28 protein-coding genes are annotated in these 21793 nt (G+C 62.1%); 19 read left to right on the top strand and 9 right to left on the bottom strand.

Annotation, left to right across the window (positions count from 1 at the left end):
* Positions 1 to 40: 40 nt before the first annotated feature.
* The 7 genes from LMTR3_RS11395 to LMTR3_RS11365 all read left to right on the top strand — a co-directional run bounded on the left by LMTR3_RS11395 (position 41) and on the right by LMTR3_RS11365 (position 5072).
* Positions 41 to 1129 carry an adenylate/guanylate cyclase domain-containing protein gene (locus tag LMTR3_RS11395; protein ID WP_065745124.1) on the top strand — a complete coding sequence of 363 codons (1089 nt, stop codon included), beginning with the start codon at positions 41 to 43 and terminating at the stop codon, positions 1127 to 1129.
* A 71-nt stretch (positions 1130 to 1200) separates the two neighbouring features.
* On the top strand, positions 1201 to 1566 hold the full coding sequence (locus tag LMTR3_RS11390; protein WP_176721861.1) for an ArsR/SmtB family transcription factor: 366 nt from the start codon (positions 1201 to 1203) through the stop codon (positions 1564 to 1566).
* Positions 1567 to 1570: 4 nt separating this feature from the next.
* The gene (locus LMTR3_RS11385) at positions 1571 to 2104 is read left to right on the top strand and encodes an SRPBCC family protein (protein WP_065745122.1); all 534 of its coding nucleotides are present in this window, start codon (positions 1571 to 1573) and stop codon (positions 2102 to 2104) included.
* Positions 2105 to 2157: 53 nt separating this feature from the next.
* Positions 2158 to 2907, top strand: a complete 750-nt coding sequence (locus LMTR3_RS11380) for a DUF899 domain-containing protein (RefSeq protein ID WP_065745121.1) — start codon at positions 2158 to 2160, stop codon at positions 2905 to 2907.
* Positions 2904 to 3170 carry a hypothetical protein gene (locus LMTR3_RS39125; RefSeq protein ID WP_084029536.1) on the top strand — a complete coding sequence of 89 codons (267 nt, stop codon included), beginning with the start codon at positions 2904 to 2906 and terminating at the stop codon, positions 3168 to 3170. The genes LMTR3_RS11380 and LMTR3_RS39125 overlap by 4 nt, the downstream gene beginning before the upstream one ends.
* Before the next feature lie 209 nt (positions 3171 to 3379).
* Positions 3380 to 4096, top strand: a complete 717-nt coding sequence (locus LMTR3_RS11370) for an IclR family transcriptional regulator (protein WP_065745119.1) — start codon at positions 3380 to 3382, stop codon at positions 4094 to 4096.
* 121 nt (positions 4097 to 4217) lie between these two features.
* The gene (locus LMTR3_RS11365; RefSeq protein WP_065745118.1) at positions 4218 to 5072 is read left to right on the top strand and encodes an NAD(P)H-dependent oxidoreductase; all 855 of its coding nucleotides are present in this window, start codon (positions 4218 to 4220) and stop codon (positions 5070 to 5072) included.
* A gap of 63 nt (positions 5073 to 5135) precedes the next feature.
* Here the strand turns inward: LMTR3_RS11365 and LMTR3_RS36200 are convergent, their stop codons facing one another.
* A complete protein-coding gene (locus tag LMTR3_RS36200) occupies positions 5136 to 5702 on the bottom strand; it encodes a putative glycolipid-binding domain-containing protein (RefSeq protein WP_084029535.1) in 567 nt (188 codons plus the stop codon).
* An 838-nt stretch (positions 5703 to 6540) separates the two neighbouring features.
* Here LMTR3_RS36200 and LMTR3_RS11355 point away from each other — a divergent pair.
* Together LMTR3_RS11355 and ilvD are read left to right on the top strand one after the other, a co-directional pair.
* Positions 6541 to 6891 (top strand): Lin0512 family protein, encoded by a 351-nt coding sequence (locus LMTR3_RS11355; RefSeq protein WP_065745116.1) that lies wholly within the window; start codon positions 6541 to 6543, stop codon positions 6889 to 6891.
* Between the two features lie 69 nt (positions 6892 to 6960).
* Positions 6961 to 8682: a dihydroxy-acid dehydratase gene (gene ilvD / locus LMTR3_RS11350; protein ID WP_065745115.1), complete on the top strand. Its 1722-nt coding sequence runs from the start codon at positions 6961 to 6963 to the stop codon at positions 8680 to 8682.
* Between the two features lie 52 nt (positions 8683 to 8734).
* Here the strand turns inward: ilvD and LMTR3_RS11345 are convergent, their stop codons facing one another.
* Positions 8735 to 9241 (bottom strand): GNAT family N-acetyltransferase, encoded by a 507-nt coding sequence (locus LMTR3_RS11345; RefSeq protein ID WP_065745114.1) that lies wholly within the window; start codon positions 9239 to 9241, stop codon positions 8735 to 8737.
* A gap of 3 nt (positions 9242 to 9244) precedes the next feature.
* Positions 9245 to 9547, bottom strand: a complete 303-nt coding sequence (locus LMTR3_RS11340) for a type II toxin-antitoxin system TacA family antitoxin (protein ID WP_065745113.1) — start codon at positions 9545 to 9547, stop codon at positions 9245 to 9247.
* A 122-nt stretch (positions 9548 to 9669) separates the two neighbouring features.
* Between LMTR3_RS11340 and thpR the strand changes: the two genes are divergently transcribed.
* Positions 9670 to 10212, top strand: coding sequence for an RNA 2',3'-cyclic phosphodiesterase (thpR, locus tag LMTR3_RS11335; protein ID WP_065745112.1), 543 nt, complete (start codon positions 9670 to 9672; stop codon positions 10210 to 10212).
* Between the two features lie 41 nt (positions 10213 to 10253).
* Here the strand turns inward: thpR and LMTR3_RS11330 are convergent, their stop codons facing one another.
* Together LMTR3_RS11330 and LMTR3_RS11325 are read right to left on the bottom strand one after the other, a co-directional pair.
* Positions 10254 to 10889, bottom strand: a complete 636-nt coding sequence (locus tag LMTR3_RS11330; RefSeq protein WP_065745111.1) for an HAD-IA family hydrolase — start codon at positions 10887 to 10889, stop codon at positions 10254 to 10256.
* 21 nt (positions 10890 to 10910) lie between these two features.
* Positions 10911 to 11783, bottom strand: coding sequence for an SDR family oxidoreductase (locus tag LMTR3_RS11325; protein ID WP_065745110.1), 873 nt, complete (start codon positions 11781 to 11783; stop codon positions 10911 to 10913).
* A gap of 78 nt (positions 11784 to 11861) precedes the next feature.
* Here LMTR3_RS11325 and LMTR3_RS11320 point away from each other — a divergent pair, with 78 nt between their 5' ends.
* Entirely contained in the window at positions 11862 to 12566 is a 705-nt protein-coding gene (locus LMTR3_RS11320; RefSeq protein WP_065745109.1) for a glutathione S-transferase family protein, read from the top strand.
* Here the strand turns inward: LMTR3_RS11320 and LMTR3_RS11315 are convergent.
* Both LMTR3_RS11315 and LMTR3_RS38430 read right to left on the bottom strand, forming a co-directional pair.
* Entirely contained in the window at positions 12563 to 13120 is a 558-nt protein-coding gene (locus LMTR3_RS11315) for a disulfide bond formation protein B (RefSeq protein ID WP_065745108.1), read from the bottom strand. The two genes, LMTR3_RS11320 and LMTR3_RS11315, sit on opposite strands and share 4 nt — an antisense overlap.
* A 7-nt stretch (positions 13121 to 13127) precedes the next feature.
* Positions 13128 to 13286 (bottom strand): DUF5993 family protein, encoded by a 159-nt coding sequence (locus LMTR3_RS38430; protein ID WP_176721860.1) that lies wholly within the window; start codon positions 13284 to 13286, stop codon positions 13128 to 13130.
* A gap of 111 nt (positions 13287 to 13397) precedes the next feature.
* On the opposite strand from LMTR3_RS38430, the gene LMTR3_RS11310 reads away from it, so the two are divergent.
* Entirely contained in the window at positions 13398 to 13769 is a 372-nt protein-coding gene (locus LMTR3_RS11310; protein ID WP_065745107.1) for an ArsC family reductase, read from the top strand.
* Here LMTR3_RS11310 and LMTR3_RS11305 read toward each other — a convergent pair.
* Positions 13766 to 14368 (bottom strand): PAS domain-containing protein, encoded by a 603-nt coding sequence (locus LMTR3_RS11305; RefSeq protein WP_065745106.1) that lies wholly within the window; start codon positions 14366 to 14368, stop codon positions 13766 to 13768. The genes LMTR3_RS11310 and LMTR3_RS11305 overlap by 4 nt on opposite strands.
* A gap of 375 nt (positions 14369 to 14743) precedes the next feature.
* On the opposite strand from LMTR3_RS11305, the gene LMTR3_RS11300 reads away from it, so the two are divergent.
* The 7 genes from LMTR3_RS11300 (at position 14744) to LMTR3_RS11270 (ending at position 21352) form a co-directional block, all read left to right on the top strand.
* Positions 14744 to 15499 carry an ABC transporter ATP-binding protein gene (locus LMTR3_RS11300; protein ID WP_065745105.1) on the top strand — a complete coding sequence of 252 codons (756 nt, stop codon included), beginning with the start codon at positions 14744 to 14746 and terminating at the stop codon, positions 15497 to 15499.
* On the top strand, positions 15492 to 16235 hold the full coding sequence (locus LMTR3_RS11295; RefSeq protein WP_065745104.1) for an ABC transporter ATP-binding protein: 744 nt from the start codon (positions 15492 to 15494) through the stop codon (positions 16233 to 16235). The genes LMTR3_RS11300 and LMTR3_RS11295 overlap by 8 nt, the downstream gene beginning before the upstream one ends.
* Before the next feature lie 37 nt (positions 16236 to 16272).
* On the top strand, positions 16273 to 17490 hold the full coding sequence (locus tag LMTR3_RS11290; RefSeq protein WP_065745103.1) for an ABC transporter substrate-binding protein: 1218 nt from the start codon (positions 16273 to 16275) through the stop codon (positions 17488 to 17490).
* A gap of 87 nt (positions 17491 to 17577) precedes the next feature.
* The gene (locus LMTR3_RS11285; RefSeq protein ID WP_028346539.1) at positions 17578 to 18465 is read left to right on the top strand and encodes a branched-chain amino acid ABC transporter permease; all 888 of its coding nucleotides are present in this window, start codon (positions 17578 to 17580) and stop codon (positions 18463 to 18465) included.
* A 1-nt stretch (position 18466) separates the two neighbouring features.
* On the top strand, positions 18467 to 19435 hold the full coding sequence (locus LMTR3_RS11280) for a branched-chain amino acid ABC transporter permease (RefSeq protein ID WP_065745102.1): 969 nt from the start codon (positions 18467 to 18469) through the stop codon (positions 19433 to 19435).
* A 252-nt stretch (positions 19436 to 19687) separates the two neighbouring features.
* Positions 19688 to 20332 (top strand): DUF47 domain-containing protein, encoded by a 645-nt coding sequence (locus LMTR3_RS11275; RefSeq protein ID WP_065745101.1) that lies wholly within the window; start codon positions 19688 to 19690, stop codon positions 20330 to 20332.
* A gap of 15 nt (positions 20333 to 20347) precedes the next feature.
* Positions 20348 to 21352 carry an inorganic phosphate transporter gene (locus tag LMTR3_RS11270; RefSeq protein WP_065745100.1) on the top strand — a complete coding sequence of 335 codons (1005 nt, stop codon included), beginning with the start codon at positions 20348 to 20350 and terminating at the stop codon, positions 21350 to 21352.
* On the opposite strand, the gene sugE is transcribed toward LMTR3_RS11270, so the two are convergent.
* A complete protein-coding gene (sugE, locus tag LMTR3_RS11265) occupies positions 21353 to 21667 on the bottom strand; it encodes a quaternary ammonium compound efflux SMR transporter SugE (RefSeq protein ID WP_065745099.1) in 315 nt (104 codons plus the stop codon).
* Positions 21668 to 21793 lie beyond the last annotated feature (126 nt).

Here is a 21793-nt window from a genome sequence, read left to right as displayed (position 1 = left end):
CGTGGGTGACAATGCAACGTCGCTGCCGCATGATCGATCCATGCAACTTAGTCCGACGCTGACATGGCTGGTCGATGCAGCCAGCGCTTCGCCGGGCGCCGACCGGTTCCTGGCCGAACTCGGCACGCGCCTGATCGAGGACGGCGTGCCGCTCGCCGGCGGTGCGTTGACGCTCGCCGTGCCGCATCCGATCGTCGCCCGCCGGACCTGGTTATGGCGCGCCGGGAATGGGGCAGTGATCGAGGCCGTAGGGTTCGCTCCGGCGGGATTCGGCGCGGCGGGGAATTTGTCCGGCGACGCCGGCCGGAGCTGGTTGGCCGGGCTCGCGGGCGGAGCGGTGCATGAAGATAAAGTGAGCACGGCATCGGACGAGCCGATGCTTGGCTGGATTGGACCGCGGCCGTTCACGCAATCGGAGTCTGATCGCCTGCGCGATGCCGCCCGCTTCGCTGCGGCGCCGCTTGCCGCGCTTTCGGCGCGCGCGACCGTGACCGCTGCGCTCGAAGCCTATCTCGGCAAACGGAGCGCCGCGCGCGTGCTGGCGGGGCCGCTGCGGCGCGAGGTCGGCGAGACGATCCGGGCCGCGCTGCTGTTTGCCGATCTCCGCGGCTTCACGGCACTATCCGAGGCCGAGCCCCCCGCGGCGGTGATTGCCGCGCTCGGCGCCTGGTTCGATTGCATTGCCGGCGCTGTCCATGCCTTTGGCGGCGAGGTGCTGAAATTCATCGGCGACGGCGTGCTGGCGATCTTTCCGGTTACCGGTCCATCTCCCCGCGATGCCTGCGACGCTGCGCTCCGGGCCACAGCTTCCGCGCAGGCCGGAATGGCGCATCTCGGCGACGCACGGAGAGAGCAGGGGCTGCCGCCGCTGTCGTTCGGCGTGGCATTGCATCTCGGCGAAATTCTGTGGGGCAATGTCGGCGCGGCCGACCGGCTGGATTTCACGGCGATCGGTCCCGCGGTCAATCTGGTGAGCCGGCTGGAAGGGCTTTGTCGGCCGCTCGGCCGAACGGTGCTGATATCAAGCGCACTCGCCGCCGAAACCACCACAAAACTGATCCCGCTGGGAACGCATGCGCTGCGCGGCATTGCGTCGCCCTGCGCCGTGTACACCGTGCCGGACGGCTAGGCCCAAACTTCATCACGAAAACGTTAAACCGATTGGTTGACAATTAGCGTCGCGCGACTATGTTAAACTACATGGTTGAACGTGGTGCCCATCTCGACGCCGTTTTTCACGCCCTCGCGGATCCAACGCGGCGGTCGATGCTTGGTCGTTTGGCAGAACGGGAGCTGACGATCGGGGAACTGGCGACGCCGTTTCACATGAGCTTCGCCGGCGCCTCGAAACACGTGCGGGTGCTGGAGAACGCTGGTCTCGTCAAACGCACGATCCGCGGCCGCTCCCATCTCTGCCGCCTCGAGGCGGCGCGGCTCGCGGAAGCCGATGCATGGCTGAAGCGTTACGAACGTTTCTGGACCGCAAACCTCGACAGGCTGGAAGCTCTGCTGCGCGAAGAAGACCGGGCGAAAGCAAAATCCAAATCAAAGTCGGCGACGGAGTAGAGCGATGAATTCAACGACAAAGCCCGACGCGTACGGCAGCCTGCCCGAGCCCACGACGCTGAAAATCCAGCGGCTGCTGCCCGGCCCGATCGAGCGTATCTGGGCCTATCTCACCGACAGTGAGTTGCGCCGCAAATGGATGGCGGCAGGCGACATGGATACGAAGGTCGGCGCGCCCTTCGAGCTCGTCTGGCGCAACGACGAATTGACGGACCCGCCGGGCGAGCGCCCGGCCGGCTTCGGCGGCGAGCATCGCATGCAGAGCCGGATTACCGAATTCGATCCACCCCGAAAATTGTCGATCACCTGGAACAGTACCGGTGACGTCACGTTCGAACTGGAGCCCAAAGGCAAGGGCGTGCTGCTCACGGTCATCCATCGGCGCTTCCCCGACCGCGCCACGCTGCTCAAGCACATGGCCGGTTGGCACATGCATCTCGATGTTCTGGTCGCCCGTGCGAGCGGAGAGGAGCCGGCGCCGTTCTGGGATGGCTGGAGCGGCCTCATGAAGGAATACGACGCGCGTCTGCCGGCCTGACGCTGCAAGTCGAAGCTCAAGTAACAGACGTCCCAACAAACAGGAGGTTAGCCATGCAGATTCACACCGTTTCGGCACAGGAATGGGAAGCGGCCCGCCAGCAATTGCTCGTGAAGGAAAAGGCCACGACCCGCGCCCGTGACGCGCTCGCCGCCGAGCGCCGGCGGATGCCGTGGCTGGCCGTGGAGAAGGAGTACAGGTTCGAGGGGCCCAACGGCCAGGCGAGCTTGCGCGACTTGTTCGAAGGCCGTCATCAGTTGATCCTCTACCGCGCCTTCTTCGAGCCCGGCGTGTTCGGCTGGCCCGACCATGCCTGCCGCGGCTGTTCGATGGTGGCCGACCAGGTCGCCCATGTCGCCCATCTCAACGCCCGCGATACGACGCTCGTGTTCGCCTCGCGCGCGCCGCAGCCGGACATCGCGCGGCTGAAGAAGCGAATGGAATGGGAGATGATCCCCTGGTACACCATCACCGACAGTTTCGACGCCGACTTCGACGTCGGCGAATGGCACGGCACCAACGTGTTCTTCCGCGACGGCAACAAGATCTACCGCACCTACTTCATCAACAACCGCGGCGATGAGCAGATGGGAGGCACCTGGAATTACCTCGACATCACACCGCTCGGCCGCCAGGAGGTCTGGGAGGACTCGCCCGAAGGATATCCTCAGACTCCGACCTACAAATGGTGGAATTGGCACGACAGCTACATCGAAGGCGCAGCGCCCGACAAGAGGTGGGTCGAGGTGTCGGACGCCGGAGAGGCCGCGTTCCGCAAGCAGAGCGCAGGCACGAAGGGATGAGCGAGGCCTCTCACAGCAACCAGAGAGGCGCTGCGAGCTGTGACCAAGACGGCGCCGCGGCCGGCATAGCCAGATGGCTATCGCTTGCCGCCGCGCCGACCTTCGCAATCATGGCGCTGCTTACCGCCGTGGTTGGCGGTGGTCCGCTGGATCCGCTTTGCTCGGCTGCAAACGCATCGCCGGTGGGCGGCATGGTACCGATGTACTTGCTGATGAGCGCCTTCCATTCAGCGCCCTGGCTGAAGCTGATTTCGCGCCGATGAAGCGGGCAGCGCGACGTCATCAGGTGCGCGAAATTCCTGCGGCCTCTAACATTCCATTGACAGTGATCTCGATCCGGCGGCCACGAAATTCGCCAAGATGGGCCGCGTTGAGCTGCTGCCCAGCCGCAAATAATCAACATGGATGGACTTGTCGTCCGGGTGCACCACGCCGATGTTAGCGGACCATATCTGTCACTAACGAATGCGTGATGTCGGAAGTCAGGCTAATTCAATCCATCGAGCGCGCGGCCGCAATCCTCGAGATTATCGCAGAGGAAGGCGGTGCCGCGCGACTGCAGTATATTGCCGAGCAGGCGAAGCTCGGCAAGACGACCGCGCACAACCTTCTTAAGACGTTGGACGAGCTTGGTTACGTGCACCGCCGCGTCGGGGATTCGCGCTATCATCTTGGCGGCCGCATTCTCAATCTGGCGCGGATTGCCGGAGACGATGGTGCGCTTCGCGGCCGACTGCGCCCAGTGCTCGAATCGGTGGCAAAGCGCACGGGCGAGATGGTCTATCTGGCCGTGCCGAGCGGAGATGAAGTCTATTACCTCGATGCGATAGAATCCTCCCACGCATTGAAGGCAGGCGCATGTCCTATCGGCGTACGCGAGCCGCTGGAAGGATCGGCGGTCGGGCTCGTGTTCCTCGCCTTCATGCCCGGGCTTGGTAAGCGCGTCCTCGCCAGCCGTGCCGACGCGCTCGGTCCGCATATTCTGTCCGAGATCAAAACGGTCGCCACGCGGGGCTTCGCGCTCGATCTCGAGAATTACCAGCCGGGCCTACATTGCGTCGCTATTCCCTGGCGCGAGGGTGGTGAGGTTCGTGCGAGCATCGGGCTCAGTGGGCCAGCCACGCGCTTGTCGCCGCAAGCGTTGACGGACATGGCCTGGATGATGATGAAGGAGGTCGAGCGCGCCTGAGTTCAGCATTGCTGAACATATGACGTTTCCGGGGTTTGATCGTTCGCCTTCGTGATTTTGCCCACCATGTTGAGCCTATCGCGCCACAAGCGCGTTTCTAGCCTCAACAGGAGCAACGTCTTTGAGCAACGTCCTTATCGTTCATGCCCATCCGGAACCGAAATCACTCACCAGCGCCTTGAAGGATCTAGCGGTTGAAACTCTCGCCGCACAGGGGCATGCGGTGCAGGTCTCCGATCTCTATGCGGCCAACTGGAAGGCGGTCGCCGATCGCGGGGATTTCCTCGAGCAGGCGCAACCGGGTCGCCTCAGCTACGTCGCGGAGTCGCATCATGCGTTCACGACTGGTACCCAGTCACCCGATGTTGAAGCCGAGCAGCAGAAGCTTCTGTGGGCCGACGCCGTTGTGCTGAGTTTTCCAATGTGGTGGTTCGGCATGCCGGCCATCTTGAAGGGTTGGGTCGACCGCGTCTTCGCCTACGGTTTTGCGTATGGCGTCGGTGTCCATGGCGGCGAAAGATGGGGTGACCGGTACGGCGAAGGTACTTTAAGCGGGCGCCGCGCGATGCTGTCAGTCACGATCGGTGGACGCGCGCCGCACTATGGCGAGCGCGGCGTGAATGGGCGGCTTGACGACCTGCTGTGGCCGATCCAGCATGGTATGATGTTCTACCCGGGCATCCAGGTCCTGCCACCCTTCGCCGTCTATCAGAGTGACAGGTTGACCGAGGCCGAATGGCCCGCCGTCGCCGAGGCCTATAAGTGTCGCATCACGGGACTCTTCAGCGACCAGCCGATCGCGTACCGCACCCAGAATGGCGGGCATTATGATGGTCAGCAGATCTTGAAACCCGGTCTGGGCGCAGGCGAGAGCGGCACGCGTATCCACCTCGTCCAGCCAGGCGATCCGAAGGAGGTTCTTGAGCGGACCGGCCGTGAAGCCGCGCGCAAAATGGAGGCCTGCTCGGGCTCGTGATGGCGCTTCGCTGATTGATCAGCTCGGCAGGATGTGGTGTTTTTCGGTAGGCTGACGCCTTCGTCAGACAGGTGTCACGCGTTCGAAAAGGTGCTGATAGCGAAGCACCAGACCCCGATTATCTACCTCGAGGTCCGCCTCAAAGCCTGCCGAGACCCCGAGATCCACGTAACGCACCCGATCCGGACCGAGACGGTCGTATCGTTGACGGGAGCGCTGTACCGTCATAGCCGCTCCGTCAACGAAGCAGGTGTCGAGTGTGCGGCTCTGTCCGGCGCCGGCAGGTGTCCGGCGGATAGGGAAGGTGTTGCAGAAGGGGGTGACCGAAAGGTCGGGCTCTTCCGCACCGTCGAGATCGGGACGTTGTTGGCCGTTAACGCACCACCCGCCATCCGTCCGCTCAAGGGTGAGGTGAGTATGGCCGGCCGGGCCCCATCGGTCTACGTCCAGCGATTGAGCTCGCCAGTCAGACGTCAGTCTCCATCGGTGGTCGAGGCGAAAGCCGCCGTCCTCCACGCAGATCACAGTCGATTCTGCCAAGACCGCGTCAGCGGAAACATGGAGCCTCAATCGCTCCAGGCCGACGACGTCCGTTCGGCGCCAGAACAGAATTTCAGAGTCGCCTTGCAAGACTGATCCTCGAATTGGACCCCGACCGAAAACGATTTTGGCCGATATCGGTTCCTGCACGAATTAGGGGTGACATCCGAGGGGCAAATCACTTCTGTTTTTCAGAAATCACGTCAAGCCCTGGAATCAAAAATATTCCGCTTCGCGCCAGACCCAAATCACCGGTAAAACTCCGGCCATCCCGTCCCGAAGAAGAGGGGCGTTGGCCATCGTCACTGACGTTGGGGCGGGTTGCGGTGGACGCGGCAGCGTCGGGCGCGTGGATGTGATCGCAGGGCGGTTACCCGTGAGCGATCGACAGCGCGCAGACGTACGGCGCTTAAACGCCTCCGCCAGAATTTCGGCTGGCAAGCACTTGGCTGGTTGAAATCTCTGGCAGAGGAAGCTGCGTACGGCAAAACCGTGTGGTCCTGGCACCCGTGGCTGGTGTCAAGCCGGCGGAGGTTCTTCGAAACCCGACCGGGTTCGATGAACCGCTAATTCGTCGGTGATGGAGGCAAAAGGAATTCGTCTCCAGGGAGAGCTCGGCATAAGCCGTCAAACCATCGCGCAGGGAATGCCGGGCTGCTCCGGCTGTACCTGTATGCTCGTGTGCGCACTTCCTAAGTGCATTTGCACACGAGACCGCGGGTGCAGCAAAGCACCCGGCATTCCCTGCGCCCTCTGATTTTCCGGGCGCCGAGATTTCCGCATATCTCGGGCGAAATCACGCCGCGAGATGCATACGCACGTCCGTCGTACACTTCTGCGCCGCGGCTTGACGTCGTGGCCGTAAGCGAGGATTGAGAAAGGGGCTTGGCCGAAAACGACCACGCGACAAACGACAAGAGGAAACCCGATGGCACGCGTTCGCTGTATCACCGAAATGGGCATGGGCGTCGACGTTCACGGACGCGATGCGACCAAGGCCGCCAAGCGCGCCGTCTCGGACGCCATCCGCCACTCCAGCCTCGGCTTCTTCCGGATGCTGGGAAAGACCGCCAACGATATGTTCGTCGACGTCACGATTGCCGTGCCGGACCCGAGCGGGGTGGATACGGCAGCGGTGGCCAAGGAGCTGCCGTACGGGACGGTGAACGTGACGGCGGTCACTGGCGGGCTGGAAATTCCCGCCGAGAGCGGAAGCGACTCCATCATCATCGCCAACGCTGCTGTGATCGTCAGTTTTGACGACGGCAAGACGGGCTGAATTCGTTTCAGTGTCCATCAGGCCGGACGCCAACGTTCGTGCAGTCAATCAGAAGACCTGGAGCGCCCGATGACAACGCAGGACAGCAGCACCTATTGGAAGCGATCGCGTGTCGAACTGCGCGCCGCCGGATTTGATCCGGACCGTGCCGCGCAGACCAGTGCGGTGGTGACCATCGCCAGCGCCTGGACCAACGCCCATCGCTGCAACAACCGCGTTCGCGCCATCACCGATCTCCTGGTGGAAATTCTTGCCGAGCGCGGCGGGCAGGGGCTGGTCGTCGGCGCGCCGGCGGTGTCGGATGCGTTGACGCAGGGCACGCCGACGGCGGGCTATAGCCTCGCCTCACGCGATGTCGTCGCCGACTGTTTTGAGATCGGTCATTACGCGCACCACGGCGATGCGATGATCGTGATCTCCGGCTGCGACAAGACGGGAGCCGCCGCGCTGATGCCGCTGGCGCGCACCAATGCTTTCGGCCTCGTGCTCTATCCCGGCACCAGCACGCCGGGCCGCGTTTCGTTCGGCGCATGGGCGAACAAAGGTAGCAATCTGACGATCATGGATTACGCCGAGGCGCGCGCCGCCAAGGAGTCCGGCCGCCTCTCCGGCGAGGAACTGCTGGAAGTCGAGCGCAACGTGATGCCGGGCAGCGGCACCTGTGGCGCGATGTTTACGGCCAACACCATGAGCACGATCGCGGAATCAATGGGCATGATGCTGCCGCGCGGCGCCTCGCATCCCGCTGACTATAATGCCGGCAGCGATATTCACGCCGATGTCCGCGCGCAGGCCCGCGCCTCGGTCGACGCGCTGTACCGGCTGATGCAGGCGGGCATCCGGCCACGCGACATCATGACCGCGCGCGCCTTCGAAAATGCGATCACGACCGTCTATGCGATGGGCGGCTCGACCAACATGTACCTGCATCTGCTCGCGGTCGCGCGCGAGGCCCAGGTGCCGATCACGATCGAGCGCATCCAGCAAGTCGGCGAGCGCGTCCCGCTGCTCGCCAATTTGCAGCCGCACGGCCCGTTCGCGATGGGCAGCCTGCATGCGATCGGCGGCGTGCCTGTCGTCATGAAGGAACTGCTGCGCGCGGGCCTTTTGCATGGCGACGTCATGACGGTGACCGGCAAGACGCTGGCAGAAAATCTCACCGATGTTCCGACGCTGGAGCAAATGCCGCCGCAGGAGATCGTTTCTCCGGTGTCGAAACCGATCGCGCCGGCGAACAATCACATCAGCGTCTTGAAGGGCAATCTCGCACCGGAGAGCTGCCTGCTCAAATTATCGGGCAAGACCCTCGAGAAGGAGCAGTTTCGCGGCACCGCGCGCGTATTCGAGTCCGAGGCCGATACGATGGCTGCGATCCGCGCCGGCGAGATCGTGCCGGGCAACGTCATCGTCGTGCGCAATGTCGGCCCGGTGGGCGGTCCCGGTATGCCGGAAATGGTAATGCTGACCATTCAGTTGCAGGGACAGGGTCTCGGTGAGGACGTCGCGCTGATCACCGACGGCCGCTTTTCCGGCGTCTCGCACGGCATACTGATCGGCCACGTCTCGCCGGAAGCTGCGCGCGGCGGTCCGATCGCTGCGGTGCGCGACGGCGACACCATTGTCATCGACCCAGGCGCCCGCACCGTGAATCTCGAAGTGTCAGCGGAAGAGATCGCCCGCCGCATGGCCGACTGGCGCGCGCCGGCCTCGTTGGCCGCGGTGCGACCGGGATCGGTGCACGACAAGTACATCCGGCTGGTTTCCTCGGCGCATCATGGGTGCGTGCTGTAAAGCGTTATGAGAAGGGGGTGCTACGTGAATGCCGATGATGAATTTCCGGCGGTCAATCCGCAGACCGGATCGACGCTGCTATGTCGGCGATCGACCTGACCAGGATCAGCGGATGATCCTTTGAGGGAACAAAACCGCGCCGCTTCCAGAAATCCGCGGCCTCGATGTCGACTGCATTGACGATGAGCGCTCGGCCGCCAATCAGGCTGGCCGCTGTTACGCAACGTTGCAGCGCATGCTTAAGCAACCCGGTACCAATTCCTTTGCTCGCGTAATTTTGATCTGCCGCAAGCTGTCCCAGCAACAGGCAAGGAACGGGGTCGGGCGGCTGACCGGTGCGGATCGATCGTGGCAGCGTAGCGGGAAGGACCGCCGTCGGCGCAAGGCCGTAATAGCCGACGACTCGATTGGCTTCATGCACGACCATGACGGCCGTGAAACCCTTCTCTTGATTGGAGAGCGCGCGTGTTTTCAACCATCGATCCAGCGACGGCTTGCCACAGGAAAACTCGGAGGCATCGTGATCGGCGGCAATCGGTTCGGGAGCCGAAATGACCACCTTCTATTTCTCGGCTTTTGTATTCCTGGATTCCCACGGAGCCTTGCGTTGCAAGAGTTCGACCATTTCAGGTACGGGGCGCGCAGGTTGCGAAAGAACTTCGACAAAAGCCCTGAAACCCGCCGGACTCATCCGAATGGGCGCAGTTTCCATCAAAATATCCTCAGCAGCGCGGACCGCTGCTTCGCGCACGAAATCGGTGCGCGAACGGCCGCGCAACGTAGCCGCACGATCGATAATCGCGATGTCCGTTTCGGGCAGTCGCATCGACAGTGGATAGTCTTTCCGTTTTACAGCGCGCGCCATCAGGGAATCTCCGGAGGAAGGAAACAGTAATCATTTGTAGCGTGTTTTACAATACAACGATTTTTCGCTCGACACCCTTGCTAAGGGGGGCGTGTTCATGGTCTGTTCTAGTCTAGTCTACCATGGACAAGTTTGCAAGCACTGGTAGTGCCCGATTATTTCTCGCAGTCGTTCCCGACGCGAGTACGGCGGAACGGATCCACCGTGTGGCAGGCGTCCTCAAACGCGCTCATAAATTCGATGGCAAGCTCATGGCGCCAGACCGGCTGCACGTTTCGCTATTTTCGCTGGGTGGGTTGCCGGAACGCCAGCTTTGCGCCGCGTGCGAGGCGGCCACGGAATTGCGGACCGAACCGTTCGAGGTCTCGTTTGATCGTACAGCAAGCTTTCGCGGGCGAACGGGCAATCGTCCGTTTGTCCTGATTGGCGCGAAGGGATTGCGCCGGCTGCAGTCGTTTCGGCAAATGCTTGGTGTCGCGATGGCGCGCAGAGGATTAAGGCGGCTCGCCAGCACGAATTTCACGCCGCATGTAACGTTGCTGTATGACGCGCGCAGCGTGGATGAGTATCCGATCGAACCGGTTGCCTGGACCGTAACGGAGTTCGTGCTCGTGCACAGCCAGAGGGGCCATCAGCATCTCGCGCGATGGTGCCTGTGCCGATGATGGCCACTGGCAGCGAGAAACAGCGGAGGTTCCCAGCGGCGCTATTTCGTCGCCGCAAGCGTCTGCGTCATCTCCCCGATCGAGTTGAACAAATGCGTTGGTCCAGCCGCTTGCAGCGCGGCGGGGATGGCATAGCCCCACGCCACCGCGCCCGAATCCATGCCGGCCGCCTTGGCGGCTTCGATGTCGCGGATCTCGTCGCCGATGCAGATCGTTTCCGCGGGGCTTGCCTCCAGCCGTCGCGCGACCCGTCGAAACTTCCGGTGCTTTCCGAACACTGCGGCGCCACAGTCAAAGCGGCTGATCAGGCTCGTGGTGGGGCCGAGCACCTGCCGGACGGATGCTTCGCTGTCGGAGCTGACGATCGCGGTCTTGACGCCAAGGCGCTGAAGGTCGGCGAGCATCTCCGGGATGCCGGCAAACAGCGATGTCTCGTTCGCCGCCGCAAGCTTGCGCTTTCGCATGTCGTTCACAATGGCCGGAAGCTGCCACGTGGACACGCCAAGCCGGGCCATGATTTCCCGCGCGGACAGCCCGCGCATTCCTTCCAGCTCCCCCGGGGTGACCGGTTTGAGATTGAAACGCGCGACCACGTCCTGAAAGGAGGCACGAAACCAGTCGATCGTGTCGGCAAGCGTGCCGTCAAAGTCGAAGATGGCGAGGCGATAGCGTGTCATGAGAATCCGGCTTTCAGCGTGTCACTTGTCCTCGCCGCCGAAATACGCCGGCTTGCCGGTGGTCCAGGTTTCGCCCCAGAGCTGACCGCCGCCGTCCACGGTCAGCGTTTCGCCGGTGACGAATTTGGCCGAAGGACCAGCGAGAAAGACAGTGGCTTCGGCGACGTCCCAGGGCGAGCCTGTGCGCATCATCGGGTTCGAGCGCGGGTAGGCAGCGCGGGCCTCCGGCGAATACACGTTCCAGCCTTCGGTTTCGATCGCGCCGGGCGCCACGCAATTGACCCGAATGTTCAGCGGTGCCCATTCGACCGCGACGGCGCGCGAGAGCCCGATGACGCCGCTCCGTGCAGCGATCGTGTGCGCGATGCCGTAGAGGCCATGCGTCGTCACAACCACGATGTTGACGATGCTGCCAGGATGCTTGTGGTCGCGCCAGCGTTGCGCGGCGGCCTGCATCATGTACCAGGTGCCGTTCAGATTGGTGTTGATGACGGCATTCCAGCCCTTCACGGAAAAATCGATCGCGGCTTGGGGAAATTGTCCTCCGGCGCTGTTGATGAGGCAGTCGAGGCGGCCTCGCGCGGCCCAGATCGTGTCGAACAGGGCATTGACCGCGTCGGGCTCCCTGATGTCGGCGACATGCGCGGATGCCTTGAGGCCTCGGCCCGTCAATTGGGTGACGAGCGCGTCGAGCTTGCCGCCGTCGCGCCCGACCACGGCAACATGCGCGCCCAGCCGCGCAAACAGCCAAGCGATCGCCCGCCCGATGCCGCCGGCGCCGCCCGTTACGACGACGACCTGATCCTTCAGCGCATCGGCCGCGAACAGGGTCGGGTGAGCCGCAAGCTCCTCATCAGTCAGGCCGAGCTTCGCCGGAGACGGTTGATCGGTCATGAACGGCGCGAACCCTTGTTATATGCGGCATCAGCCGTACATTAGCCACGCAGCAACAACCATGCAAAACGAGTTTTGATGTCCGATCTTTCCGCCTTCCCGATCACCAAACGCTGGCCCGCCAAACATCCCGACCGCCTTCAGCTCTATTCGCTGCCGACTCCAAACGGCGTGAAGGTTTCGATCGTGCTCGAAGAGATTGACTTGCCCTACGAGGTCCATCTGGTCGACTTCAACAAGGATGACCAGAAGACGCCGGAATTCCTGTCGCTGAATCCCAACGGAAAGATACCGGCCATCCTCGATCCGGATGGTCCCGGCGGCAGACCGCTGCCGTTGTTCGAGTCCGGCGCGATCCTGCAATATCTCGCCGAGAAGACCGGCAAGCTTCTGCCGGCCGATCCGGCGCGACGATACCAGACCATCCAGTGGCTGCACTTCCAGATGGGCGGGATCGGGCCGATGTTCGGGCAGGTCGGCTTCTTCCACAAATTCGCCGGCAAGGACTTTGCCGACAAGCGGCCGCTCGAGCATTATGTCGCCGAGTCGAAGCGCCTGCTCGATGTGGTGGAAACGCGGCTCGCCGGGCGGCAATGGATCATGGACGACGAATATACCATCGCCGACATTTCCATGCTCGGCTGGGTGCGCAACCTGATCGGCTTCTACGGTGCGCGCGATCTCGTCGCGTTCGATGCGCTGAAGCAGGTGCCGGCATGGCTGGAACGCGGGCTCGCCCGGCCGGCGGTGCAGCGCGGGCTGGACATACCCAAGCGGCCTTAAGCGGCGCGCTTGAGCAGTTCGTACACCACCGGGTTATCGGCGCAGGCGCCGAAGCCGCATTCGAGCAGCGTGGTCACCACATTGGCCGCCGTGAGCGCGATCACGAGCCACACCGCGGTTTGCGCGAAGGCGCCGCCGGTGGCCGGCAGAACGGAGCGGTCTTCCTCGAACTGGCGGTCGAACAGCAGGATCGCTGCAAGCAGGACGATCGCCGTAACGAAGCCGATCAGCGCCCAGGTATAATAGTGATAGCCGAGCAACGCGGAACCATAGCCGGCGTCGCCGGGCAGGATATGCAGCAGCACCTGCCGGGTCGACGCGACAGCGCCTGCCACCGCCGCCAGCAGCGACATCGCATAATGGCTGGGACGGGGGCCGAAGCGGATATTGAGGATCGGGCCGACGGCGAGAGCCGCGAACAGAATGCGCTGCAGCAGGCAGAGCGGGCAGGGCAGCTCATGAAGAATGAACTGCGCCGCATAGGCCGCCGCCAGCACCAGCGCCACCGCGTAGAGGCTGAGTGCATTCAGCGTAATGGCACGGGCCTGGGTCATGCGTCCCTCAGAACGACAATTTCAGCGTATCGGTCGCGTGATGCAGATAGGTGGCGATGCACGCGATCAACAGGGCCCCGAACAGGCCGAGCGCCAGCGGACGCCGACCGCGCCAGGCGACCAGCATCACGACGACTATGGCCAGAAACAATACGGTGAATTCCATCGGCTGGTCCGGGCGCGGAATGATGTATCAATCTATGATAGATTCGGCCGATCTGCTTTACTCTAATCCGGTCCGGCAGGACCAATAACGACATTTCGGAATGCAACGACAATGCCCATCACCATCTACGGCATCAAGAACTGCGACACGATGAAAAAGGCGCGCGCCTGGCTCGACGACCACGGCATGGCCTACGACTTTCACGACTACAAGCTTGCCGGAATCGGCAAGGACAAGCTCAAGCAATGGTCCGACGATGTTGGCTGGGAAACGCTGCTCAACCGCGCCGGTACGACGTTCAAGAAGCTGCCCGACGGCGACAAGGAAGGCCTGAACGAGCGCAAGGCGTTGGCGCTGATGCTGGCGCAGCCCTCGATGATCAAGCGGCCGGTGCTCGATCTCGGTGGCAAATTGCTGGTCGGGTTCAAGCCGGAAATCTATGCGAGCGAGGTCGCGTCGAAGCCGCGCGGGCGGAAGGCCTAGTCGAATTCGAGTTCATCGCCGGATGGAATGCGGCCGGGCGCGCGATGGAAGAGATCGCGGTCGATGATGGTGCGAAGCTTCGGCACCGGCAGTTGGTCGTTTCCGCGCATCAGATTCTTGATCTCGAAGCCGCCATCCTCGCTGATGGTTTTCAGCGAAGCGATGATATGGGTGACGCTGCCGTCGTCCGAGAACGGCAGCAACAGCCGCTCATAGGCGACGATTCGCCCGTAGATATCGTCGATATTGGCGATGGTATAGGCCGGCAGGCGGCGCGCGATGCATTCATGATAGACGGGCATCACGATCGGAGCGAGCCTTGCGCCGAGATACTCGTCGAGATAGCGGCCTTTGCCGGTATTTCCATAAGCCGTCGACATCCGCGTGCCGTCGCTCTGGATGGTCAGGCGCGGCGGCCGGGTGCTGGCATCGACGGTGTAGAGGACCAGGTCGGGAAGTTCGTCCTCGATCCGCGCCGGCTGGTATTCCGCCGTGCGCGGTATCGATTGGTCGCGGGCGTATAGCCGCAGCCAGGTGTTCAGCAGGTCACGCTGCTTGATAGATTTGATGACCGACGGTCCGGCGCTTTCAAATTTCAAGGCGGCAATTCCTACGCGATCTAAATCGCTAGATGATGCGTCCCGAGGGGAAAATATTGTGTGAAAGCGCGCCCGATTGCAGCAAAACACCGTTAATGATGGCTTGCCGGCGCGAGGGTTACGGTCGAGCGTGGCTTGTGGCCCGGCCGAGCCGAGCCGGCGCACCATTCGACTTATGGCGCATCCGGAACCGCAAGCGCGCGGTCGGCCGTGGCAGCATTCCGCCTTGCCTAATCCATCGCGTTGACGGCATATTCCGGCCGGAGGCGGCGGGCTCGGGACGGTTTCCATGACGTCCAGGAGAGCCTGCCCGAACAGGGAAAAAATTGGCCGCGCGCGGGCGAACTCGCGGAGACGGCTAAGGGGGAAATTTGTTTGGCTGATGAGTTCATTCTCGAAACCCACGGATTGACCAAGGAATTCGCGGGTTTCTTCGCCGTTCGCGATGTCGCCCTCAAGGTACGGCGCGGCAGCATTCATGCGTTGATCGGGCCGAATGGCGCCGGCAAGACGACGTGCTTCAACTTGTTGACCAAGTTTCTGAAGCCGTCTGCAGGGCAGATCCGGTACAAGGGGCAGGACATCACCGCGATGGCGCCGGCCGATGTGGCCCGCCTCGGGTTGGTGCGTTCGTTCCAGATTTCGGCGGTGTTTCCGCACCTGACGGCGCTGGAAAACGTTCGTGTCGCGCTCCAGCGCCAGCATGGAAGCTCGTTCGATTTCTGGCGCTCCAAGCGCGTGCTTGACCGATTCAACGGCCGCGCCCTCGACCTGCTGAACGACGTGGGCTTGAGCGAATTCGCCAACACACCGGCGGTCGAGATGCCCTATGGACGCAAGCGCGCGCTGGAGATTGCGACGACACTGGCGCTCGACCCGGAAATGATGCTGCTCGACGAGCCGATGGCGGGCATGGGTCATGAAGACATCGACAAGATCGCGGCGCTGATCAAGCGCATCTCGGCGAGGCACACCATCCTGATGGTCGAGCATAATCTCTCCGTGGTTGCCAACCTGTCCGACATCATCACGGTGCTGACGCGCGGCCAGGTGCTGGCGCAAGGCAACTACGCCGAATTGTCCAAGGACGAGCGCGTCAAGGAAGCCTATCTGGGGGCCGGTCATGCCTGAGTTGAAAATGGCCGAAGCCGCCGCCAAGCCGGCGGGCGCGGAGATTCTTTCCGTTTCCGACCTGCAAGCCTGGTACGGCGAATCCCACATCCTTCACGGCATCAACTTCAATGTGAAGGCCGGCGAGGTGGTCACGCTGCTCGGCCGCAACGGCGCCGGCAAGACCACGACGCTGAAGTCGGTGATGGGAATTATCGGCAAGCGTACCGGTTCGATCCGTTTTAACGGTCAGGACATCACGCGCGCCTCGTCCGACAGGATCGCGCGCCTGGGTATCGCATTCTGTCCCGAGGAGCGGGGCATTTTCGCAAGCCTCGACGTGCGCGAAAACCTGCTGCTGCCGCCGATCGTGCGCAGTGGCGGGCTGTCGCTCGACCAGATATTCGAATTGTTTCCGAACCTGAAGGAGCGCCTCAACAGCCAGGGCACCAAGCTCTCAGGCGGCGAGCAACAAATGCTCGCAATCGCAAGAATCCTGCGCACCGGCGCGCGGTTTCTGATGCTGGACGAGCCGACCGAAGGCCTGGCGCCCGTCATCATCCAGCAGATCGGTCACACCATCGCGCGGCTGAAGTCGGAAGGCTTTACCATCCTGCTCGTCGAACAGAATTTCCGCTTCGCCTCCACGGTGGCCGACCGCTACTACATCGTCGAGCACGGTAAGGTTATCGACGGTTTTGCGAATTCGGAGTTGTCGGCCAATATGGACAAGCTCCACACTTATCTCGGCGTTTAATCGGTACTTTGCTGCACTCTGGAATAATGGAGATACTATGAAACATCGGATTTCAGCGCTCTTCCTCGGCACCGCCCTGGCACTTGCCGCAGGCAGCGCCGTGGCGCAGGACAAGACCGTCAAGATCGGCGTGCTCACCGACAATTCCGGACTTTACTCCGACCTCGGCGGCGCCGGCTCGACGGTCGCCGCCCAGATGGCAGTGGAGGATTCCGGTCTTGCGGCCAAGGGCTGGAAGATCGACATCGTCTCCGCCGACCACCAGAACAAGCCCGACATCGGCACCACCGTCGCCCGTCAATGGATCGACGTCGACAAGGTCGATATCTTCGTGGACGTGCTGAACTCCGGCGTGGCGCTGGCGGTCAACAATCTGGTGAAGGAAAAGAACGCCATCATGATCAATACCGGCGCGGCGACGTCGGATCTCACCAATACGCAGTGTTCGCCGAACACGATTCATTGGGTTTACGATACCTACATGCTCGCCAACTCTACAGGCCAGGCGCTGGTGAAGGCCGGTGGCGATACCTGGTACTTCCTGACTGCGGACTACGCGTTTGGCCACGCGCTGGAACGCGACACTTCCGCGGTCGTCGTTAAGTCGGGCGGCAAGGTTATCGGCACCGTCAGGCACCCCCTGAATTCGTCGGACTTCTCCTCGTTCCTGCTTCAGGCACAGGCGTCCAAAGCCAAGATCATCGGCATGGCAAACGCCGGCGGCGACACCACCAATACCATCAAGCAGGCTGCGGAGTTCGGCATCGTCTCGGGCGGCCAGAAACTCGCGGGACTGCTGCTGTTCATCAATGACGTTCATTCGCTGGGCCTCAAGGTGGCTCAGGGCCTGAACTTCACGGAAACCTTCTACTGGGATCTGAATGACGGCACCCGCGCGTTTTCGAAGCGTTTCTCCGAGCGCATGAAGAACAAGGCGATGCCGTCGATGGTGCAGGCAGGCGTGTATTCGGGCCTGATCCACTATTTCAAGACGATCGATGCAATGGGCGGCAATCCGCACGACGGCGTCAAGGTGGTGGCGAAAATGAAGGAAACGCCCACCGATGATCCGCTGTTTGGCAAGGGTACAATTCGTGCCGACGGGCGCAAGCTTCATCCGGCCTACCTGTTCGAGGTCAAGAAGCCCTCCGAATCCAAGGGGCCGTGGGACTATTACAAGCTGATCGGCACCACTCCGGGCGAGCAGGCCTTCCGGCCGCTGTCGGAAAGCGCCTGTCCGCTGGTAAAGAAGTAACAACGATGGCCCGTCGGCGTCATGCCGGCGGGCCTTCTCTCGCAGCCCAAGCTACCCCGCATCATAACGAGATTGAGTGCGAAACCGATGCAAGCTCTCTACGCCCAGCTTTTGGTGGGATTGATCAACGGATCGTTTTACGCGCTGCTCAGTCTCGGGCTCGCCGTGATCTTCGGCATGCTCAACATCATCAATTTCGCCCATGGCGCGCTCTACATGATGGGCGCGTTCTGCGCGTATTTTCTGCTGCATCTCACTGGGATTGGATACTGGTGGGCCCTGATCATCGCACCGATTGTCGTCGGCATCTTCGGCATGATCCTCGAACGGACCATGCTGCAATGGTTGGCGGGTCTCGACCACCTCTACGGGCTGTTGTTGACGTTCGGCATCGCGCTGATCGTGCAGGGCGTGTTCCAGAATTACTTCGGCTCGTCCGGCCTGCCGTACGCGATTCCTGATTATCCGGAGGTCGGTGGGTTCCGCGGATTACAGGGCGGCATGAACCTCGGATTCATGTTCCTGCCGATCTACCGCGGCTGGGTCGTCGTCTTCTCGCTCGTGGTGTGCCTTGCGACCTGGTTCCTGATCGAGAAGACCCGGCTCGGCGCCAATCTGCGCGCGGCGACTGAAAACCCGACCCTGGTGCGCGCGTTCGGCATCAACGTGCCCAGGATGATCACGCTGACCTACGGCCTCGGCGTCGGCTTGGCGGCGCTGGCCGGCGTATTGTCCGCGCCGATCAACCAGGTGCGGCCGTTGATGGGCGCGGACCTGATCATCGTCGTGTTCGCGGTGGTGGTGATTGGCGGCATGGGATCGATCATGGGATCGATCATCACCGGATTTGCGCTCGGCGTGATCGAGGGACTGACGAAGTATTTTTATCCCGAAGCTTCCAACACCGTGGTGTTCGTCCTGATGGTGCTGGTGTTGCTGGTGAAGCCAACGGGACTGACTGGACGGGCTGCCTGACATGAGCGCATTGACTGACGACACACTGCCGGTAACGCCGCAAGCGATGCGCGACGAAATGATCGTGTTCGCTGGGATGGCGGTGCTGCTGGGACTCGTACCCCTGACGGGCATCTATCCGTTCTTCGTGATGCAGGCGCTGTGCTTCGCGCTGCTTGCTTGCGCTTTCAACCTCCTGATCGGCTATGGCGGCCTGCTGTCGTTCGGCCACGCCATGTTTCTGGGGACCGCGGGCTACTGCTCGGCGCATGCGCTCAAGGTCTGGGGTGTAACGCCGGAAATCGGAATTCTGGTCGGCGTCGCCGGCGCCGCCGCGCTTTCCGTCGTCACCGGCTTCATCTCGATCCGCCGCCAGGGCATCTACTTTTCGATGATCACGCTGGCACTCTCGCAGCTCCTGTATTTCATCTATCTGCAGGCGCCGTTCACGCATGGCGAGGACGGCATCCAGGGCATTCCGCAGGGCTACCTGTTTGGAATATTCAATCTCTCCAAGCCTACGGTGCTTTACTACGTGGTGCTCGCCGGGTTCCTCGGCGGCTTCCTCCTGATCTACCGCACCATCAACTCGCCGTTCGGCGAAGTGCTGAAGTCGATCCGGGAGAACGAACAGCGCGCGATCTCGCTGGGCTACAAGACTGACCAGTACAAGCTGCTCGCTTTCATCCTCTCCGGAACGATTGCGGGCTTTGCCGGCTCGCTGAAGGTGTTCGTGGCGCAGAACGCTTCGCTCACCGATGTGCACTGGACGATGTCGGGTGAAATCGTGCTGATGACGCTGGTCGGCGGCCTCGGCACGGTGTTCGGTCCGGTCGTCGGGGCCTTCGTTATCATCGCCATGCAGCAATATCTGGCCGGTTTCGGCCAATGGGTGACGGTGATCCAGGGCGTCATCTTCGTGGCCTGCGTGTTGACGTTCCGCCGGGGCATCATCGGCGAGATCGCGCATTATTTCCGCCGATCCCTCTAAAATCTCGCGTCTCGGACGCGGTGCAGCGTGCAACGCTGCTCCGCAGTGCCGGGACCCATCTTTCCGCGGCGGGGATGGACCCCGGCTCAGCAGCGCAGCGTTGCACGCCGCGCTGCGTCCGGGGAACGCACGACAAAGTGGTGGATGACCCGGTTCCCGGGACCCGACGTCGAGCGCTTTTCCCTCGAATGGTCTATGACAGTTTTGTGACAGCTCGCTCCGCGGCTGTTTCTGAACGACGGAAAAATGCTCATGCTGCGCTGGTTTCGTGCCTTTTTGCCCAAGGAGGAGCGGTTTTTTGATTTATTTGCCCGCCACGCCCAGACGGTCGTGCAGGGCGCGCTGGCGTTGCAGGACATGATGCGCGGCGGCGAGGAGACGCCGGTATTCTGCCAGCGAGTCAATCAGTTCGAACACGACGCCGACGGCATCACCCGCGAGGTCCTGACCGCGGTCCGCCGCACCTTCATTACCCCGTTCGACCGGGGCGACATCAAGAATCTGATCACGTCGATGGACGACGCGATCGACCAGATGCAGCAGACCGCGAAGGCGGTGGTGCTGTTCGAGGTCCGAACGTTCGAGCCTCCGATGCGCGAAATAGCTACGCTGTTGGTCGAGTGCGCCAATCTGGTCAGCCGTGCGCTTCCCCTGATGAAGTCGATCGGGAGTAACGTCGCAATGCTGACCGCCATTACCGAGGAAATCGGAAAGCTGGAGGGCCGTATCGACGATCTCCACGACATCGGGTTGAAGGAGCTGTTTCTCAAGCACCGCAACGGCAATTCGATGGATTTCGTCGTCGGCGCCGAGATTTACAAGCATCTCGAAAAGGTGTCCGACCGCTTCGACGACGTCGCCAACGAGATCAACTCGATCGTCATCGAACAGGTATAGGGCAGGGTCAATTCAGTGGACGCCACCCTGGCTTTTCCAATTCTGGTCTTCTTAATTGGCGTCGCGCTGTTGTTCGATTTCCTCAACGGCCTGCACGACGCCGCCAATTCGATCGCCACGATCGTATCGACCCGCGTGCTGCGGCCGCATTATGCGGTGGCGTGGGCGGCGTTCTTCAATTTCATTGCCTTCCTCGTCTTTGGCCTGCACGTCGCCAATACCATCGGCAAGGGGATTATCGAACCCGACGTCGTGGACGCTACCGTCATCTTCGCCGCGCTGGTCGGCGCGATCGTCTGGAACCTGATTACCTGGGGGCTCGGCATTCCATCGTCGAGTTCGCACGCGTTGATCGGCGGACTGGTCGGCGCCGGCATGGCGAAGGCCGGGATTTCGGCCGCGGTCTGGAGCGGGCTGTCCAAGACGCTCTTGGCGATCGTGTTGTCGCCGCTGGTTGGATTCCTGTTGGCGCTGGTGCTGGTCGCGATCGTGTCCTGGCTGTCGGTGCGCTCGACGCCGTTTGCGGTCGATCGCGCCTTCCGCATTCTGCAATTCGTCTCGGCGTCGCTCTATTCGCTCGGCCATGGCGGCAATGACGCGCAAAAGACCATGGGCATCATCGCGGTACTTTTGTATTCGCAAGGCCATCTCGGGGCGGATTTCGCCATCCCGTTCTGGGTCGTGATTTCCTGCCAGGCGGCGATGGGACTCGGCACGTTGATGGGGGGCTGGCGGATCGTCCGCACCATGGGATTGCGGATCACGAAATTGACGCCGATGCAGGGCTTTTGCGCCGAAACCGGTGGAGCTGCGACCCTGTTCATGGCGACCTATCTCGGGGTTCCCGTATCCACAACCCACACCATTACCGGCTCCATTGTCGGCGTTGGCGCGGCGCGGCGGGTCTCGGCGGTGCGCTGGAACGTGGCGAGCTCGATCGTCTACGCCTGGGTGATCACCATTCCGGCTTCAGCATTCGTGGCGGCGCTGACCTATTGGGCGGTGCTGTTGCTGCGCTGATCAGGTGACCAGCTTGAGCCCGATAATACCAGCCACGATCAGTCCGATGCAGGCGAGGCGAGCCGCGGTCGCTGGCTCGCCGAACAGCGCGATACCAAGGATTGCCGTTCCGACCGCACCGATGCCGGTCCATACGGCGTAGGCGGTTCCGATCGGCAGCGCTTTCAAGGCAAGGCCAAGCAGGAGGATACTGCCTGCCATGCAGGCAAGCGTCAGGACGGATGGAGTAAGCCGTGTGAAACCCTCGGTATATTTGAGGCCGATCGCCCAGCCCACTTCCATAAGACCGGCGACGAACAACACGATCCAAGCCATGACAACCCTCCGAACCCCGGCAGGGTCGTCCCCGCGGATGAGCTGCAAAATTGGAAGGCCGTCCTTCCGCTGCCGATATGGGACTGGCCAGGAGCCCTCGCAACCACCAAATGAGGCTTGATCAGC

It is taken from the genome of Bradyrhizobium sp. LMTR 3 (assembly GCF_001693485.1).
GTDB lineage: Bacteria > Pseudomonadota > Alphaproteobacteria > Rhizobiales > Xanthobacteraceae > Bradyrhizobium.
This window is presented reverse-complemented; position numbering and strand designations above follow the sequence as displayed.